The following is a 20,570-nucleotide window of genomic DNA, read 5'->3' as shown; positions in this document are numbered from 1 at the left end:
AAAAACAAACAACTTCCCCACGGGTTATGGGGAAGTCGCAATACTTAATTCTAATTCAATTTCGTTAAAATGAATTTATCAAATACCATTAAGTAATTGCTGGAAGAACTATTTTTACCCACAACTCTAAATTCCAACGTCTGGTTACCACTAGATGTAAATTGAATTTTACCGAAATCTGTCGTGTAATACTGGGCAGTCCCATATTCATCCTTAGGAGAACCATATGCTTTTCCGTTAATATAGAGTTGGAAGAAAGCACGGTTCGATTCTTTTTTCAGAATAGCACTTAAATCGTAAATCCGAGCTGTAGGAACATTTATCGTAAATTTCACATTCTGACCGACTGCGTTAGCATATAGCGCCGTAGCTGAGCCCCCGCTTGCCGAAGCCTCTGTAAATGTACTGTACGTCAGTCCTGATGTGTACTGCGCTGTGAGGGACTCCGCTTCATAGTTCGTCGTTGCAGCTGCGGCAGTACCCGAAGTTACATAAATTTTGTAAGCAGCTTTCGGGTCAAGTGTTGGTAAATTTAACGTAAGTGAATTGCCGCTAACTGTATAATCACCTTCTATCATTACACTTGGAGACATGAGAATATCTGCATTTATGATTTTCTCAGCACGGACATGTACTTTACCACTTGTTTGCAAATAAGCTGGAATATTGTTAAGTGTTAATACTGGATCATGTGGAGTCACAGCATTTCCAGTGCCAACTAGAATTACTGAACGCTTCATAGTTGTATCCGAACTTGCAAATGCCTCTGAATATTGTTGGTTACTAGACGTGGTCTGAACAAGTCTGCCTGTCATATCTTTATAAGCATTATAAACCCACCAAATTCCCTTAGGTAAAAGTGCCGTATTACGGTTAGCAAGATCCCCTAAGGAAGCTTTGAAATTGGGATCGCTTCCAACGAACTCCCAAGCAGATTTGAGACCATAAGCGACTCCATTCACTGCTGATCTTTCCAACCTAGCAAGGTAAGAAATATTGAGCCCTGGATACGATGTTGTTGTTGTAGCTGAATCATAGGTTATCCCTTGATATTCAGTAATCGCGATAGGCATTGGTGTAATGCCATTAGCGATCATCCAAGCTTTGATTTCACTGGTATGCGCCTCAATATCCAATTGACCCGCCGCCAATTCATGCCAACTTAGAATATCTGGCAAGCAATTATTAGTTTTACAGTACGTCAGAAAGCTTGTTAAGAAACTTAGACTATAAACATGGTTTTCTGGTGCTTGCACCTTTGCAGAAGGTAGTATTGCTTTTATTTTTTTATAGGCAAGCTCATGTGCTCTCATATATTTAGAAATTGGGCGTGCTGATGTGTTCCATTGAAGTTGAGGCTCATTCCAAGTAATCCAAGATGTTATATTGTAGGATTTGCTTATAGATTCATTTACAACATCTGCAACCACGTTTTCCCACTGTGCTTCCGTTGCTGTATCCCCAGGCCATATATTTTGAGCGACTGCTCTGTAATATACACCAACCATCATGTCAGCCCCTGTTGCTGCAACTCTATTGTATGTTGTTTGATCAAATAAAGAAGGTAAGTTGGTGTGATAGTCCGTACCTCTAATGGATTGAACATCTACTCCATCAATTAGATACTGTGATGGGCTGGTTGCGCTAATTCCATGCAAGAAACCACTTGCAATATGATTCGATGCACCTTTATCAACCGAATAATCGACGGTAATCGTAGCTGTAGTATTCGCAAAACCAGTAATAGGAAAGCTTATTGCAGAAAGCAAGCTAAATAAAAGTGATGTGGTCAATAATTTCTTTCGAGTAATTGCCATTGATTGCACTACCTCTCGTTTTAGTTAAAAAAAACATCATAAAACATAGATATTGTTATTCAAACATGCAGCCTTATTAACTAAGCTCCATCACTCGCCTCCTCCGGCCCTAATTAATACAGCGCTTACATTTTATCTATCCACTCCATGACGACTGGGCCATGGATCAGATTCTAAGCATTTAGGATTCAACCTGCAAGGCATAATATTCTCACATCATACTAAATTCTAAATTACCGTATTTCAAAGGAAAACTCCCACTTTTATTGAGCTGGGAGTTACTGAACCAATATTAAAATGTGTGATACTTTGCATTCGGATCGAGCCGAGTAAATCCGCGGAGAATAATTCTAAAAATTCCAGCCCCGGTGTTAATCGGCAATAACAGATTTAAAAGTATAGCTTCCGGCATCCAACTCATAGATAGCTTTACTGTCCTTATAAGCGACAAACTTAATCCCATCAATCTCTTGAATCGGATTTCCACCCTCAGTCACATTCAGCCAATGATCCGACGGCAGATAGAGTGTTGCCGTCGTATTGGCCGGAATTGTCACTGCGTATGAGAATGTTTTACCGTTCACTTCCCATTCACTTCGAATCGTTCCCCTTACAGAGTCATACGACCCTCTAACCCATATAATCTGCTTATTAACGTCAATGTGAGGCTGCAAAATAATATGCTTAAATCCAGGTTGTGTCGGATCATTAGCAATCCCGGCCATATACTTATACATCCATTCAGCAATCGCGCCATAAGCATAATGATTAAACGAATTCATCCGCACATCTCCAAACCCGTCTTCCACTGAATAGGAATTCCAGCGTTCCCAAACCGTTGTCGCTCCATTTTTGACCGAATATAACCAAGATGGCATCGCGTCCTGCACTAACAATTTATAGGCCAGCTCCGATTGTCCCGCATCCGACAAAACAGGGGCAATAACATTTACGCCAAGGAATCCTATAGATAATGTATGTTCGGCATAATTAACCCGTGAGCTTCCAGAATGAGCCGCTTTGTATGCCTCGTTGTTTTGAATGTTTTCACCCAGCAAATCGATCATTTGCTGTTTCTGATCATCGTTCTCATAGAACCCCAACTTTAAACACCATAATAAAGAAGCCTGACTATTATCTTCCATTTTAATATTTTCGACACCGACTTGGTTCGGATTTTCATCGTATTCCAGTGTCTTATATCCGCCTGAAGAGAGGACCGTTAGCTTACCATCTGCATCTATATGAATAAAATTTGCGATAAACGCTTGTTTAATTTTTTCATAGAGAGTTTCATATTTCAGTACGTCGGACATTCTCCCTGTTGCTTCAGCCATACTTACCATCAACCTGGCATCGTAAGCATAATAAGCATCGCTCATGAGTTGCCGGTCTGTCCCTTGGAAATTCAACCAGTCCCCGAGGCTTCCTGTACCTCTATAGGTGTCGCCTGAATGATCATAAATCCAATCCATATACCGCTTCATAGCTGCGTAATTTTTTTCAATAATGAACGTATCACCTGTCATCTGCCAAACCGTCCACGGAACGACGATGCCTGCATCAGCCCAACCGCCATTACCAATAAACCCTCTGAAATTAGCATACCTACCACTCGGAGCTGTCGATGTGAATCCACCGTTTCCATAAGTCTCTTGACATTGCACAAACATATCCATCCAATTCTCGAGGAAAGGGGCTGCATCCATATTATATAAAGCGGAGTTGGCAAAAAGCTGCGTATCCCCCGACCAACCCACGCGCTCGTTACGTTGGGGACAATCGGATGGAATCCACAAATAATTGCCACGGTGTGACCACATTATGTTGTAAAAGAGCTGATTGACATCCTGATGCGAGGTTTCAATTCGCCCTGTCTCTGGAAGCGCAGATCTGGTCACCTTACCCGTTACACCATGAATTGTCACGACTTCACCCGCAGAAACCGTGATCTCTACATAACGAAATCCATGATAGGTGAATGCCGGCTGATACGTTTCTACTTTAGAAGCTCCCTTTAACGTATAATAATCCGTTGCTATTGCATTGCGCAGATTAGCCGTATAAATCGAGCCTTTAGGTCCATCTGCCCCTTTGCTTGCATCATTAAGCATTTCCGCATAACGGATCCTTAATTGTGTTCCACCCTGTCCCTCAACCGTAATTCTGGGTATTCCGACCATGTTTTGCCCTAGGTCATAGATGACTGTATCACCTGCTGAGATCGTGATCCGACATTGCTTGACAAGCTTAAGGTCGGAGACGGATCGTGAGGAATCGACTTTGATTTCACCTCGGCCATTCGCGCTAGCTTCATGATTTGCGATATCTCTATATATTGTGATGGATTGCGGGACTTGATCCAAAGCATCGATAATCTGAGCCGTTACCCCATGATAAGCAGTCACGGTTGCATGCGGGAAGGTTGCTCTATAATCGTGCTCCTTGACCTCCTGCCATTGCGCATCATCAAAAGTTGCTTCAGTCCAACCCTCGATTTCCATCGTAGCGTCATATGTCTCGCCATCATAAATATCATCAGCTCTTACCGGGCCGATATCGGTTGCCTTCCAACCGGAATTCGTGTCGGTTACGATAGTGTGGTCAGAGCCATCTTCATACGTAATCAGCAACTTGCAAAACAGCACAAGATCATTTTTTTCATCGTTATAATATAAGGTTTTTTTCTCAGATGGCGGTGCCTTGGAAATGCGCCCATTCCACCAACCATTCCCTATTACGGCCGCCAATACGGCCACGTCGCTATTTAAATAGGATGTAACATCGTACGTCATGTAATTCACATTCTGATCATAATTGGTCCATCCCGGAGGCAGGTGTTCGAAGATGCGGCAGCCCTCATCCTTGACAATCCCAAGTTTCTGCCCATTCAAGTAGGCTACGAATACACCCAACGCCGATATATAGAGTCTGGCTCGTTTAATCTTGCCCTTCAACTTCGTTTCTTTTCTAAACATCGGTGACCCGGGACTTTTCGGTATTTTTCCATTCATCGCGATCCACTTGGCTCCATCCCAACCGGTGATGCCGTCCTTACTCATTAATCCGGTTTCAAAGTGAGCCGTTTCGCCTGATTGAATGAGTTGGCCGTTCTTATCCCAAGCTGCGACGGTCCAATAATAGCAGGTCGAAGGTTGCAAGGTTTCTCCCTTGTAGGTTATTGCAACCGTTTCGCCAGACACGACTTTTCCGCTATTCCATACATCCGCCTTATCTCCTGCTAATTTATCCGGCTCAGTGGCCACAAGAATATGATAAGCAGTCTGCTTTTGCCCACGTTCTTCAGCTTCCATGATCCAACTAAAGCGGGGTGCTTCTGCATCAATGCCTATTGGAATGCTTAAATTTTCAACTCTCAGTTTGGTAATCGTTACACAGATATTCAAATCGTGCCCTCCTCCAAGTGATATAAGGTTAGGGATATGGAAACATAGCAATGGTCCGAATCCCCTGCTTATCGATATTCGGTCCCATAAGCGACCATGGCAACGCGATAAGAAAACTACTAATGAAGAAAAGTCGGCTTTAAGCATCGACGTGCACAATCACACGACGATAACGGGTCAACGCCGGTATTCCGTTATCCGTTACAGCAAGAATAATGTGAATTGTGCCGTTGCGCAGGACGCGGTCAATAGGAACGGTAAACCAAGCATTCTGCTGATCGGCATCCTGAATCGGGAGAGGATCTCCGGAGCGCGCCGATGCGGTAGTGAAAGTTCCTGCTTCGCCATAGTAGAACCAATGATAAGTAAGCGAGTCGCCGTCCGGGTCAAATGAGCCTTCGGCACTTAGATCCACGCGTTCCCCAGGTTTTGCCGACAGCAGGGCCGGGTGACCGAGCTTTGGAACAGGTGGATGATTGGCTTCGGCATACGGTTTGTTGGTCCAATCCATACGTGCTGAAAAATCGTTTTGAAAAGCCGATCGCCATCGCCAAATCGATGCTTTGTTGCTTGTGTGCCAACTGCCATCAACACCAAGAACCTCGTCAGCGGCATCGCACCATAAAGGACGGATTTCCGGTTCAAGAAAGCTTTTATGATAATGAGGAGTATATAACTCGTAACGTCCTCCCCAACTCCCCCAATCCGGATGCTCGGGACTGCCGAGACCGTTGTTGATCAGATACAGGAAAGTGGGTGTATCACCTTCCATAAGATATTTAGTTTGCGGGTATTGAGCGCCAAGTGGCCCCTTGCAACGGATGTGTTCATCCAGCCAGGGATTGTCAACGATACTGGAGTCGGCACCCGTGAAACGGCCATGAAAATGATCGCCGCTGATCCCGCTCCAGGTAGCGAAGTGATACGATCCGCCGGTATGAAAACCCGGACTCGCAATGTAGAACAAATCGGGAAAGGTCTTCCTGATCCATGGAGAGGAATCATCCTGATCAGAGATGGCGTAGACACGGAGTCTGCATACAAATTTTTTCAACTCCTCGGCCGAACGGGTGGACTTGATCTTCCAAAGTGACTGGGCAAGTACGTTAGGACCGCCCCAGACCAGAACCCATAACGGACGCAGGTCGCCGCTGTCGACTGCCTTAATCAGGAGTTCCGAGCCAGAGGAATCCTTATCCGGGCCTACGGCTTCCAAACCATAAAGCGGAAGTCTTTCTGCAATAACTGATAATAAATACTGGCCTTCCGGATAACCAGGTTCATGCTGTTCCAAATTATCGCGTACCTGGCTGTAGGATTCGACAATTTCACGTATCCGCCATACAGCGGTGTTATTTTTCAGATGAATCGAAGTGGTAGCAACAAGGCCCTCCACATCCCAGTGGTTCGCGTAAGTAAGAAAACGGACCAAAGACTGGGCATCATCTGGCTCGTTCTCAATGTCGGTCAGGACAAGGACGCGGGGTTTCACATAGTCTTCGTTATGATTCATGAGTACCTCCATATGATTAAGAATTTTTGGACAAACAACGAACCAAGCGTTGGCGATCATATCCCAGATGATCGATCTTCCTACTCTTCAATGCAACTAAATGAAATAATAATCAGATTGCCGCTTGCCCTTGCGGTCTTTCTGGCGAGCTTTTTCGCTACTCTCCCTACATCTGTCTTCTCACCATTCATAGCTTTTTCCATAACCATCACAGACTCGAAAAAAACATACCTCACTTTGGAGGAAACGATGAGATCTCCTAGGTTCACGTCAATCGACTTTCCCCCAAATCCAGTCCTCCTAACTTCCGAAGCCAAAGGTGGTATTGGACATCCCTTTTTTTGCAGAGCGTTCCGACTTCGTCAGCCAACATGGTGTGCCGTCTGTTCCCGTTTTTTTGCCTTCGCATCCTCCACACCTATCCTCACGGCGGACTAAACACTATGCGTCAGCTATGTACTTCCGCCACCTCGCGGTGCACTGGAGACTTCCACTCCTTAATCGATTGCGCTACCAAGCGCACAAAAAGTTAAGCGGTAAGCGGATCAGCCCGCATACCGCTTAACCTGCGTATCTTAACTTCGTTACTTATTATAAATTCTGTACATAAGGACAGCCGCTTCTGCTCTTGTTGTATTGCCTAAAGGATGGATTGCGCCATTATCACCCTCAATTAGGCCGGCTCTGATCAGTGCAGAAATATCGGCTGCCGCATAGTCCTCTACAAGTGCCTTATCCATGAATCCCGACAGGTCTGTGCCGGCGTTTGCTTGTAGCTTATTAGCTACTCTCAGAGCTCTTGCTGCAATAACCATCATATCCTGTCTAGAGATCTCCTCAGAAGGATTGAACTCGTTATCTCCCTGGCCGTTTACAATACCAAGCGTCTTGGCTGCACCTACAGCGTCATAATAATAGTCGGTTGCTTTTACATCATTGAAGTTGATGTCTGCCTTCGCGGTAAGCTCAAGTGATTTCATCAGAAGCAGGGTAAAGTCTGCTCTTGTTATCTTTGCTCCAGGTGTAAAGGTAGTTTCAGATGTCCCACTAATGATTCCTTTGGATGCCATCACCTCTACCTTATCTTTTGCCCACGCAAAGTCCTTCAAGTCACTAAACGACTTCATTACATATGCTACTGCATACTGGCTGAAGTGAGTTGTTGTAAATACGACCGTGCCTGAAAGCGCATCATATCTTCCGTTTGGCACAGGCACTGCTTGGCCTGCCCCGTTTACATACCACACTACAATATGCTCCAGATTCTTGAATTCTTCTGCTGTTGGCTTGTAAGGTATTGCAACTATTACAGGTGCATTCGGGTTATTATAATTTACTTTCTTTCCGTCTACCGAAACATTAATCTCAACGACAGGTCTGGTTCCAATTTTTTCTTTTACTTCGTCCGACAGCTTTGACTTGTCTGCTTCTCCTATGTTAAGTGCTACTTCGCTGCTTGCTTGAAGTCCTGCATTTGCAAGCATGTTACCTGGAGCTACAACGGTACCCAAAGCTGTTTCTATTGCAAATTTTTGTGTTCCAACGCCTGTTGTTAAAGCAGAAGCAGGCATCTTCAAGTCGTATTGTTTTGCTCCTTCAACCTTGGTCACACCCAGTACAACTACTTTTGTTCCATCAGCATTTGTCTTAGCTTGAGCCATGGCAGCATTCAATGCTGCAGTAACTACTGCCGCATTTGCAGTTCCGTTGGCTTTATCCAATTCAGCCTTTACTTCAAGCTTAACAGCATTTGCAGGTATTACAGGATTTCTCGCTGGTGTTGCCGGTGTGTTGTTGTTGCCGCTGTTGCCGTTGTTGCCGTTGTTACCGTTGTTGCCGTTGTTGCCGTTGTTGCCGTTGTTGCCGTTGTTGCCGTTGTTGCCGTTGTTGCCGTTGTTGCCGTTGTTGCCGTTGTTGTTGCCCTCATAATTGAATGTAGTTTCCCCTGAACCTTCAGGAACCGCACTGCTAATTTTTACTGTATACATTCCGGATGTATTCGGCTTGTAAGAAAATGAGAAGCTACCGTCATTGTCACAATTTTTCTGATCAATAAAATCAATCTGCCTTGAGGGGTTCAGCACCAGTATCGTAACTGCTTTACCTGTTTCTGAAGGTACTGTGCCACTAATGGTTATATTGCCGGTGTTCTGATCTTCTGATATATGAATATCCATGCCAGAAGCAGATACACTCTGTGCGAATACCCCGGCAATCATGAATACGAAAATAAATATTGATAAAAACTTTTTCAAAGGGATCCCCCTTTCATATTTGCAAAGATGATATCACAGGACATAATTTCATCTTTGCATAATTAACCAACCTAAGGAAAAGTTACCGTGTTTGATAAAAGCTCTTGACCTAACAGACTATCCCACATAAACACTTTTACATGCATGCCTTGAATATTTGCAGGAAGCTTGAATGCGCCGCCAAAAGTGTCGCTTTCCTGCGAATCAAAACTTACCGGAAGGAATGAATAGCTTACCATTGCGTCGTCCGATCCGCATAAAGCTATCATCAATATACCTGTTTGTGCAATGCCTGAATTATTGACAGCTTCGGCTTTTACTACTACATCACCTGAAGATGCCAGCTCTGTCAGCGCATTACCATCATAATCTTCAATAGTGATATTATGAATAGTAAACATGTTATCGCCCCAGATTTTACTAAAAACAATGGTTTTACTTACGGTTGTATCATTACCCAAGGCATCTACTGCTTCAACAACTAGACTATTGGGTCCTTCCTTTAATGTAAGGTTCTGAGTGAAGCTTTCACCTGCAGTCTTGCTTACATGATCTAATAATGTTTCTCCATTCAGTTTTACTGTAAGAAAATAATCCTTATCGATTCTTCCCGATAACGTATATACCCCATCATCACTCTGAGTGACAGTATCCGGCAATTCAGAACTAAACACGATTACTGGAGGTATTTTGTTGTATGTGACTTTTAAAGTCTTAGTGATTTTAGTCCCGAATGTGTCATCCGTCGTAACTTCAATGGTGTTAAGCCCCTCACTCAGACTGATATCCTTGCTGAATCTTACACCGGCTGCTACATCAGTAGGCTGTGCCTCAAGGTTTGTTCCGTTGATCTTTACGGTCAGTTTCGCATTATAGTCTACCTGGCCGCTTAGCGTATAGTATCTGCCATTTACGGTTTCAATTGCAGGGTTGTCGATTGACAACCGGTTATATTGTGTAAGGCCTACATTCGAGAAGTAACCATAGCCGAACCGATCAATGGGAGCTGTATCTTTTTCCCCATCCACTGCAAATCCTATATAAGCACTATTGTTCAGGTCAATGGTTACAGATTCTCTTAGTGCCCAATTCACACCATCGGGAGATGAATAGGAACTAATCTGATTGCCCTGCCTTACTAACTTCAACCAGTATGGCTGCGCAGCATATAACCAGTCTTTGGTTACTGTTGATCCCGCTTTATTCGCTCTACTCTTAAGGGAAACTGAGAAGTAGGTCTTCTCGGGATCGATATCCGGCGGCATATAATTCAAGTATGCCACTGCCATTGGGGAGTCTGGCGAGAGATCCTTTCGGATCATAATTCCAGATACAATTCCCTGATCTTCTCGGCTGATATTATCTACTTTCATTACCATTTCGCCGTCGCCTTCAAGCTTTTGGTAGGTATATTGGAAAGAATCCGAGTTTCCTCCAACGAGGCCAGAACCTTTTATCGTATAAACCCCGTTCTCATAATGTGCAGCCCCAGGGATTCCCGGGCTTCCAATATCCAGTGAAGTCCATGGTGTCGTATTCATGTTGTTCGAACCATTTACATGGATAACCAGTGTGGTTGACTGAGTAGACCATCCTTCACTGTCAATTGCCGTAACTGTAAGGTAATGGATTCCCTCGGAAGCATTATTCCAGTTAAAGGAGTATGGAGCTGTGCTAGTTTCACCAAGCTTGGTTTCGCTATCATAAAACTCCAATTTGGCTATGGTTTTACCGTTTTTCCCGGCAGCATTTGCCGTAATTGAAATGGTTTGTTCGGTCGTGTAGAGCCCATTAAAAACAGGGCTGGTAACGGTGAGATCCGGATTGGATGGTTGTCCGGCATTAGCTACAATTTCATTTAAGTATACTTCAACGTTTGTATAACCTTCGCTGCTAAGGCTTACGATTTTACCATCTGCTGCATTATTCGGGTTTAGTCCATTCGCTGTTTCCCATGCATCCGGCATACCATCATGATCGTTATCTACAAGAGCAGTTGCGGAATTCAAAACCGGGAATCCGGCAGCTTCTGACCTTGTATTCAGAATTCTTCCTGTACCGTTTCGCACATCATTTACGATACGGGTATCCGATCTGTCACGTTTTGGCAATGTAGCGCCTGCACCTGCCAGGATCTGATTATAGGCGTCTTGTGCCGTATTAATCGTAAGTGTGTTGCCAAAATCGAATGGTGTCGTCATACGTTGATAATAGTCCTTACTGCTTGGCAACGGTCCATCCGGAACGCTGGTGGGCTGAAAGCCATATGTCCAGTTGTCCTCTGTAGCCCTTTGTGACCCATCTACAATATTACCGTCAAGATAGATACTCATACCGACATCTACATCATTAATCTTCATCGTCGACGGGGCTATGAGCCTTTCTCTAACGTTTTCACGAGTAGACGGGCCCGGTTTAAAGTAGTTGTTTATAAAGTTTAATTGATAGTCTCCTTGTCCACCGTATGCGGAATTGTAACCCCAGTTGTAGACCAAATTATTATCGAAATCCACTTTGAGTGTTTCACCGGTATAAGACATAAACCTTGGATTTCTGCTTGTATTATGAGCAATCAGATTATGAGTGTAGGTCTCGTTGTACCCGCCAAAGATTCCCCCAAAGCCATGACGTCCTTTTTGATGCCCTGACATGGCCATACTCTCATAGATCATATTCCACGAAATGGTCGTATCCCTGATTTGGTAGACGGAAAATACTTCATCCACGGCCCAGCTTATCGTACAATGGTCAATCACGACATTATGCTGAGACGGATTCCTCGAGCTGTCAAATGCATCAGGCTCATTGCCGTTTTGCATGTAGCCTGTTCTGAATCTCAAATATCGAATGATAATATTGCTGCCGTCAATACTTGTTTGGTCCCCGATGATAGCTATACCATCTCCTGGAGCAGTCTGACCGGCTATAGTAAGGTTGGATCCTTTAATTGAGAGTTTGTTTTTAAGCACGATGTTACCGGATACTCGGAACACAATGATTTTATTACTCAGATTAACCCCATATCTCAATGTACCTGGCACATTGTCGTCTGCAAGTGATGTAACTTCATATACTTCACCACCGCGCCCGCCGGTCGTATACATACCTCCGCCTTCCGCACCCGGGAAAGCAAGAGCAAGGTCTGCAGCCTTGACACTCGGTGTCTCTGCAAGCAGCAGAGACACCGATAGAATTAGGCAGAGCATTACTGAAAGTACTTTTCTCATCGTTCGACCTCCTTACTTAAATTCAGTTTCAGTTTCCAATGGCTTCATGCCTTTTAGAGAATCCCAGATGAATACCTTCACCTTGTATCCGGTAATATCTGAAGGCAGTTTAAAGCCTGCATACAGCTGTTTTGTCTTTCCTACTGCAAGAGAATCGGATGCTGCAGAATATAATTTCACCTGATTATGACTATCATAAAGAACGACGATCAATTGAACATTTCTTGACACGGAGTCTTTATTGGTCACCTCTACGCTTGCTGCCAGGCTATTTGAAGCCTCCAGACGACTGAGAGTGTTGCCGCTCAGATCCTTGAATGCCACATTACCTATTGCAAGAGGAGAATACCATACATTGTAGTTTGCAATCGACTCATTCCCTGCTTTATCCTTTACGAGCAATTGGACGGTATTGTACCCTTCGATAAAGGTAACCTGCTGTTCAAATGCTGCGTCTTTCACAGTAAACAATGAATCCAACACCTGTCCATTCAGCTTTACGGTAATGTAGGCATCCTCGTTAATGGAGCCACCAAAGTTGAAAGCAGTGTCAGCTACCTTGGCTGCAGGCACGGAAGTCATTGAAATCACCGGATTCACTGTATCGTAATCTACTGTGAACATTTTGTAACCCGACATACCGTTACTTCTTGTATAGTTGATTTCAAAAGTGTTCATACCTTCAGCCAGGCTTATCTGTTGATTAAACGTCGAGTCTGCATCAATAGATTCGCTTTCCGTAATTGTATTGCCATTATGCTTGATCGAGACATTTGTCAGGTATTCAATGAATGTTAGCGACAAATCAAAGTCAGGCACATTCACCCATTGCTGCACTGGGTCCATCTCGTATACTTTTGGCAGCGCTTCGATGAGTGCAAAGTAATTAATAACGCCGTTTGTTTGACCGTTTGCCCCCAATTGCACCTTTGAACCTGCAGCAAAAAACTTTCTATAGATGCTGAAAGGCAAAGAATTACCGCTCACATCACTCGAAGAGATCATGTCATCAGTTTTTTCCCATGAAGCAGCCCATTGAGGAATTTGTATCAATCTGGAATCAAAGCCTACGTAAACAAAAGCGTCTTCCTTAAGCTTGAAGGCAGCAGCTTTATTTCCGCCAAAGCTCTTGGAGTTTCCTGCCGTTACAAGGTGTTCCATCACAGAATACTTTTCCGGGAAGCTGCCAAAATTAAATTGACCCGTTGTCCTGTCTCCGTATATAATTCCGCCTAACTTTGGACCAGTGGGAACTACAGACCAACTAGCTTTATTCACCGTATCATAGACCAATAGATCAGATATAACACTTTCACTCGGCACACTAATTGCTGCCGGACTTGCGACGGGAGATGCAGTTACAGTACTTGAATCAGAAGTCTGACCGGCAACACCCGTTGCGCTGACTTTATAGCTATAGCCAATTCCATTATTCAATCCTGTAATTGTATAGCTGTTGCCCGTAAGATTCGTTGCGATGATTTGTCCAGTGCTTGTCTTCACTGTGTAGTAATTCGCACCTGCCACAGGCAACCAGTATACGGTAATATATTGGTCGCCATACTCCAGCAGAGGTGTCATCGGCGCTGCTGGGAGCGCTTTTGGTGTTACGCTCACCTCAGACGAGTTCGGCCCTTCGCCGGAATTGTTTGACGCACTAACAACAAAATAGTAGGTCTTATCATTCGTTAAACCCGAATAGTTGTAATTTGTAGCATTAATATTATCAGCACCTAAAATATAAGGTCCGCCGCTTGTTTCACTGATTTTCACATTGTAACTGGTAGCACCTGCAACTGACTCCCAGGTAAGAGTCGCCTTTTGCGGTCCAATTGCACCCGATAGTCCCGCAGGCGCAGATTGCGGAGGAAGCATCGGAACCGCACTTACCTCAGCAGAGCTAACTCCCGAACCCAGAATGTTGGCTGCATATACCTTATAATAATAAGTAGTACCGTTGGTCAGCCCAGTGTCGGTATACGATGTCCCATACACATTATCCGCCACTGTTATATATCCGGTACCTGCTGATACGCTCCTCGCAACCTGATAATACACAGCATTTGCAACCGTCGGCCAGGAAATATCTACACGCTGGTCTCTTGCTATACGAGTTACTGCTGGCGCACCGGGGACATCATATTTTATGGCTACTTGAGCACTATTAGGTCCTTCTCCATCCACAGTTACTGCACTAACAACATAGTAATACGTACTTCCGATCGTGATACCGGTATCCGAATAAACAGTATCATATACATTGGAAGCAACTGTCATATAACCTGACCCGGAGGTATTGCTTCTTTTAAGATTGTAATATACAGCTTCTGTGATGCTGTTCCAAGATAGATCGACCGATCCGTTCATCATAGTTCCGGAAAGACCACTTACTAAAGCAGGTTGAGGAGTAGCACTGACCACAGAAGAATTCGAACTTTCCCCATTAGCATTTGAAGCACTTACAACAAAATTATAGGTTGTTCCATTGGCAAGCCCGGTTGCTGTAAAGCTTGTACCGATAATATTTGTTTGCAGTGTGGTATAAGCACCTCCTGATGTCATGTTCATTTTTACACTGTAGGAGGTTGCTTTTGGATTTACCGTCCAGTTAAGGGTCACCTTCGCGTTTCCGGCTACGGCAGCCAATCCTGTCGGTGCAGCAGGAGGAGTCGCCGCAGGTGTAGCTGTTACCTGTTCCGAATTTCCACTCGTTCTTGTAATTTGCGTGGATCCTTCTTTATAGTCCAGGTTCGCAGCTACTACAAAATAATAAGGCGTATTATTCGTTAAACCACTCCATGTATAACTGTTCCCCGTGATACTGTCCATCACCTCGGTATATGGCCCGCCTGAAGTCGTACTCATCATGACTTTATACGATGCCGCTCCGCCCACTTCATCCCAGTCCAGCTTGACCTCACCATCTTCTTTTGTCGCTCTCACTCTGGAAGGAGCCTCGTTAATGGTGACATGATCGATGGTAGCTGTCTTAGCCTCAGCCACTGCAAGCCCCAGAAGCGTTTGCGCAGTTGCATCGGCTGGCAGGGCGCCGGTAGTAGATTTATTCGTCCAGTTTTTTCCGCCGTCAAAGGAAATAAACGTTTTATATTTCACCGAGCCGCTCTCAGCTCTTCTTACTGCTTTAAAAAGTATTGATTCATTAAAAGGTGTGGTTGAGCTGCTAATACTTTCCACTCCTGCCCCGCCGCCTGAAGCTGTCGCATTGAGTGTAGTCCTGCTTGTGGTTCTTCCGCCTGAGTAGGCAATTGTAGAAGTCGGGCCATTATACAACAGTGCGGCCATATAGGTTCCAGGATCCGTATTCTGCCGGATCATAGGTCCTACCCTAACTTGACTGCTATATGCGCTTAAGGCTGTTATTCTTGCCGTAATGGATACCTCTTGATTAATGTCTGGCGGGTTCACTGTTTTATACAAATAAAATATGGATTCATACGATTGCTTATCATTCGTCCCTAATCCGGATCCTGTTATTGTAAATGTTCCCGTATTAGAATCATAACTCGTTACACCTGAAGCTCCAGTACCGATATGAATATTTGCCGCATTCCATCCGGCAGGCAGCGTCGGATCAATTGCGGGGAGTACAACCGGTGTTACGCTTATCTGCAACGAGTCAGGACCATCACCGGAGCTGTTTGACCCGCTGACAACGAAATAGTAGGGTTGATCATTAGTTAAGCCAGAAACAGTGTAGGAGGTTGCGTTGATATTGGTAGCGACTGTCGTGAAAGGTCCTCCACTCGTTGCACTCATCTTTAATGTATAGTAGTCAGCACCAGAAACAGGCTGCCAGGTAAGCGTCGCTTTTTGAGAATCAGCTGATCCGGAAAGTCCAGCAGGCGCTGCTTGTGGAATAGAAGACGGTACTGCGCTTACCTCGGAAGAGCTCGTTCCCGTGCCCTGGCTGTTTACTGCGTATACCTTATAATAGTATGTAGTGCCATTGGTAAGCCCCGTGTCGGAGTAAGTTGTCTCATTCACATGGCCTGCAACCGTCGTATATCCTGTACCGGCCGTTGTGCTCTTATCAACCCTGTAATACAGTGCACCTGCAATCGGCGGCCAGGATAGATTGACACCTTGGCTTTTGGCTACCGCTGTTACTATTGGCGCATCAGGTACGGTATCAGGCTGAGGAGCAGCATTGACCTCTATTGAATTCGCGCCTTCCCCAAGAGCATTTGTAGCGCTTACAACAAAATAATAGGTTGTTCCATTGGTCAGACCGGTTTTCGTAAAGCTTGATGCCGTAATATTAGATTGCAGCGTGGTATAGGGTCCGTTTGCATTGGCGCCCATCTTGACGGTGTAGGAGGTTGCACGTGAATCGGGCGTCCAGCTTAAGTCGACTTTCCCGTTTGAGGCTACGGCTGTCAAGCCTGTTGGTGCAGCAGGAAGCATTGTCATCGGTGTTACTGTTACCTGTTGCGAATTTTCACTTGTTCCCGTAATCGTCTTGGAATTGCTGACTTCGTAATAATTCAAGTTTGCAGCTACCACAAAATAATAGCTAGTATTATTTGTTAGACCGGTCACTGTATAACTGGATCCAGTTATACCGTCCTGAACCGTGGTATAAGGGCCGCCTGAAGTCGTGCTCATCATGACTTTGTACGAATTCGCTCCGCCGACTTCATCCCAAGCGAGATTTACCTCGGTATCTCCTGCAGTTGCCCTCACCCTTGAGGGTGTATTATTAATGGTTACATGATCAACTGTAACAGATGCATTGGTACCTACAGCAAATCCGACAAGCATAGGCACACTAGTGTCTGTCGTCGCTGCGGCTTTTACACTACCTGGCGCAGTCCAGTTTTTCCCCCCATCTACAGAAAACCATGCCCGGTATCGATTACTTGAATCTTTAACTACTTTCATTAGATATGAATCCCCAAACGGCGTACTTGAAACGCTTATACCCGTCCCTGAGGTTCCCGCACCAGCACTATTTGCATTCGCAGTGACGTTCCAATATCTGGAGAAATATCTCGTAGCAGAGCCCGTTGAATACGCTGCGCCTAGTTGAGAATCAACGTCAGTATTTGCCCGAATCATAGGACCTACCCGAGTGTTAGCCGTATAGCCATTTACTGACGTAACCCTAGCCGTAACAGATATTTCTTTACCTGATGCAGGTAAAGCAGTGTAAACATAGTATAAAGAATCTGACGTATTGTTATCCAATCCCGTTCCGGAGCCTGTTATCGTATATGTCCCGGAGGCAGGATCATAGCTTGATGCACCTCCAGACCCGCCAATGTTTATTCCAGCCCATCCGGCAGGCAGCGACGCAGCGTTTACATTATTGATTAAATGAACAAAAGGCAGTTGGATGGGTATAATATTGAGCAGCATACACAACAGCACAGCCATTGAAATCGTTTTCATTAGTTGTTTCTTTTTCAATGTAAATTGCACCTCCTTGATATTTAATAGCCTCGGCATTCGCCGAGGCATATTGGACAAAGATTTCTGCCAGCACATCGATGCATGGTACGTGAACCTGAAATGTAAAATTGGAAATTCGGTCTATGATTGCGTTTCAGAAACTTAATATATATCATTCTAACTATTATCAAAAATGAATTAATTATTTATTTTTACAAGAAAATACCTTTTAAATTTTGCCGCATTTATTTAACTGAGATGACACCAAGTTTTTTACCTAGCCACATGTATAATGGATTCTTGATAGGAATAACCTCCCTTCTTTTTAAGAAATCTATTGTCGGCTGGCATGAAATAAAGCGATTTTAGAGAACATGTCCTCCAAAGTAAACCGTGGATCACAGTAATGATAAACGCGAATCATACGATCGGTTTGAACATGCACATAGTGCATGTCTTCCGTGAACCGCGGAGCCGGTCTTTCTTCATAAGCATAATCGTGATGATCCAGTAGCAGGCTCACGGCCGGTGAATCGCCGAGGGACCACATTTCTCCCTTGGGGAAACGGGGATTGCCGGCATGGAAGTTATTGCATTCAATCATCTGGTCAAACAAGTATTTCCCGATCTCTCCGTAAGGGCGGACTTTCAATGCAAGCTCAGCAAGACTAACACGAATCGTCGTATAAACCGTGCGTGGAACCTGCCACAATGGGATTGGGGAAGCCATCACCACATTGGCCGCGTGAATATCATTGCTCAGATTGAACTCCGCTCCCCCTTCTGGATATTTGTTGCCTCCGATCCACACCGCTGTGAGTTTGTCGGCAATACGAGGTTCCTTGAGGTAAGCACTGGCCAAATCGGTAATCGTTCCAAGGAAAATGACGTACAGAGGCGATGGATCATCCGACATGGCTTCCCGTATGATGAGTTCGGCTCCCTCTGATGGTACGGGTGTTTTCTCGTCGGGCATTGCCTTTTCGGCCCCTTTGTAGAGGCTGACATCCTCTTCCGTGAATCCCAATAAGGAAAGGACGTGTTGGCATTCCTCATAACTCTCCATCATCGAAGTTTGCGTACGCTTGGTTCCGAAATGGGCGGCAATGATGCCCTTAATATTAAATCTTGGAGTGAGAAGCGCGTGTACTATGGCGAATTGGTCATCCGCTTCATTCTTGGCATCGGTATTTACGATGAGTCGTATTTTTTTTTGCCAGGGTACATCATAGGGTAAAAAGCTTGTCATTTTATTCATTTCATTTCTCTCTCCTAGCGAGTGAATGTGTATTACAGATGATAGGGTAGAGGACCCTCCTCACTAAGAACATTCAAAGTTTCAGGGGGTCCTGTCCTTTTTCACCACTTTAGTAACCGTAATGGTTATTTACTTTTTATTCTTCAGATAAGAAGCCTTGTATTCCCCTATCAATTTCTCGCCACCTGCTTTTTTCCATTTGTCGATTTCCTGCTGCCAGCCGGCATCATCGATTTTGCCCATAATATATTTCGTTTCCGCATCCATCATCATTTGCTCCAGTTCACGGCCTTTCTCGGCGTAAGTTTGGGAACTCAGAGTAAGCGCCGGGTTGGGAACGATATAATTCACGCCATCCGCTTCCAGCTTGGCAGCTTTCTCTCCGATCGGGACGTCCTTCAGCTGTTTCACCATACTAATGGTTTCGATGTAAGGGATGTTGTTGCGGTACGGTGCCACTTCACGCGAGAACGCAGCAGAGTCGGTGAACTCCGTCTTACCGTCAGCCGTATTAGCGAAATGCTTACCTTCGATACCGCGCGTCAGCAGCGTGGCCATTTCCGGCTCCATCATTTTATCGAGGAAGCCGAGCACCTTCTTCGCCTCTGCTTCTGTCTTCACTGATGATTTAGGAATAACAAGGTAGCCGAAGTTTCCAGGTTCAGCAGCGATGCGGATACCTTTTGGACCTTCAAATGGAGCGATATCGATGACCGCATTCGGAACGTTCTTGGTCGTGCGTTCCAATTGGCTCTTGCCGTTTCCATAGACACCGAAGCGCATCCCGTTGCGGCCCGTATCCATCATCTTCTCCGTTTCCGAGTAATCGAGAACCGCAAAATCCTGATTCAACAACTTCTCGGAATATAGCTTTCGGAACATCTTCATCGTGTCAAAAAATTCCGGAGTCATATATTCGGGCGTAAAATTACCGTCCTTGTCAACGCCCCACTTGTTGACACCGCCCATCATGGTTGCGAATCGACTCAATACCGAGGCATCACCATCGTTGTATCCTTTGTAAAGCATAAAGCCGTAAGTATCGTTCTTCCCATTTTTATCCGGATCGCTCAATGTCATCGCCTTGATCACGTTATACCACTCATCGAGCGTCTTCGGATAAGAAAGCTTTAGATCGTCAAGCCAATCTTTGCGGTAGACAGCCGCTCCCCGTCCCATGCTGCGGAACTCCGGAACGCCGTAAACCTTGCCATCGACTCCGATGTTATCGTAGTATTGCTTGTTCGCAGCGTTTAAATTTTTGTAATCCTTTAGGTACGGTCCGATTTCCCAAAACATCCCAGATTGGATAGCGTTCGTTACTGTCGGGCTAGTAGTGACCCTAAGCAGCTTCGGCATGTCGTTGGAGGCGAGCATCACATTGATTTTGTCGTTATACGCAGCAGACGGAATCCATTGGAAGTCGAGTTTCGTGTTTGTAAACTTCTCCATTGCCTGCTCGACGGGGTTGCCTTTGGCAGGAATGTCGCCCACCTGTTGGATGGCGATACTCAACTCGAGCGGCGTTGACGCCGTCACAGCAGGCGTGTTGGCTGCTGAGCTGCTACCGGACGGATTGGGGCTGGATGACTTGTCCGCTCCGTTCGTACACGCTGCTAATAGCATCGTGCCAGCGAACGCAGAACAGACGAATGCAAGCTTCAAATTTCTTTTCATAAAT

8 protein-coding genes are annotated in these 20,570 nt (G+C 45.0%); all 8 read right to left on the bottom strand.

The window, feature by feature from the left end:
* Positions 1–50 precede the first annotated feature (50 nt).
* On the bottom strand, positions 51–1,817 hold the full coding sequence (locus tag ACKTT9_RS05035; protein WP_407870733.1) for a hypothetical protein: 1,767 nt from the start codon (positions 1,815–1,817) through the stop codon (positions 51–53).
* A 371-nt stretch (positions 1,818–2,188) separates the two neighbouring features.
* Positions 2,189–5,224, bottom strand: coding sequence for a family 78 glycoside hydrolase catalytic domain (locus ACKTT9_RS05030; protein WP_407870732.1), 3,036 nt, complete (start codon positions 5,222–5,224; stop codon positions 2,189–2,191).
* Positions 5,225–5,363: 139 nt separating this feature from the next.
* Positions 5,364–6,737: a nucleoside hydrolase-like domain-containing protein gene (locus ACKTT9_RS05025; protein WP_407870731.1), complete on the bottom strand. Its 1,374-nt coding sequence runs from the start codon at positions 6,735–6,737 to the stop codon at positions 5,364–5,366.
* A 584-nt stretch (positions 6,738–7,321) separates the two neighbouring features.
* Positions 7,322–8,992: an S-layer homology domain-containing protein gene (locus ACKTT9_RS05020; RefSeq protein WP_407870730.1), complete on the bottom strand. Its 1,671-nt coding sequence runs from the start codon at positions 8,990–8,992 to the stop codon at positions 7,322–7,324.
* 71 nt (positions 8,993–9,063) lie between these two features.
* Positions 9,064–12,219 carry an Ig-like domain-containing protein gene (locus ACKTT9_RS05015; RefSeq protein WP_407870729.1) on the bottom strand — a complete coding sequence of 1,052 codons (3,156 nt, stop codon included), beginning with the start codon at positions 12,217–12,219 and terminating at the stop codon, positions 9,064–9,066.
* 12 nt (positions 12,220–12,231) lie between these two features.
* Complete coding sequence (locus tag ACKTT9_RS05010; protein WP_407870728.1) at positions 12,232–17,649, bottom strand: fibronectin type III domain-containing protein; 5,418 nt, start codon at positions 17,647–17,649, stop codon at positions 12,232–12,234.
* Between the two features lie 316 nt (positions 17,650–17,965).
* Positions 17,966–18,889: a nucleoside hydrolase gene (locus tag ACKTT9_RS05005; protein ID WP_407870727.1), complete on the bottom strand. Its 924-nt coding sequence runs from the start codon at positions 18,887–18,889 to the stop codon at positions 17,966–17,968.
* Between the two features lie 129 nt (positions 18,890–19,018).
* Positions 19,019–20,566, bottom strand: coding sequence for an extracellular solute-binding protein (locus tag ACKTT9_RS05000; RefSeq protein ID WP_407870726.1), 1,548 nt, complete (start codon positions 20,564–20,566; stop codon positions 19,019–19,021).
* Positions 20,567–20,570 lie beyond the last annotated feature (4 nt).

It is taken from the genome of Paenibacillus sp. P36 (genome assembly GCF_045866505.1).
GTDB lineage: Bacteria > Bacillota > Bacilli > Paenibacillales > NBRC-103111 > Paenibacillus_E > Paenibacillus_E chondroitinus.
The sequence above is the reverse complement of the archived record's forward strand: the minus strand, read 5'-3'. Positions and strand labels throughout refer to the sequence as shown.

Coding starts and splice junctions, on each gene's coding strand:
- ACKTT9_RS05035 (WP_407870733.1), bottom strand. CDS start 1,817: ATGGCAATTACTCGAAAGAAATTATTGACCACATCACTTTTATTTAGC.
- ACKTT9_RS05025 (WP_407870731.1), bottom strand. CDS start 6,737: ATGAATCATAACGAAGACTATGTGAAACCCCGCGTCCTTGTCCTGACC.
- ACKTT9_RS05015 (WP_407870729.1), bottom strand. CDS start 12,219: ATGAGAAAAGTACTTTCAGTAATGCTCTGCCTAATTCTATCGGTGTCT.
- ACKTT9_RS05005 (WP_407870727.1), bottom strand. CDS start 18,889: ATGAATAAAATGACAAGCTTTTTACCCTATGATGTACCCTGGCAAAAA.
- ACKTT9_RS05000 (WP_407870726.1), bottom strand. CDS start 20,566: ATGAAAAGAAATTTGAAGCTTGCATTCGTCTGTTCTGCGTTCGCTGGC.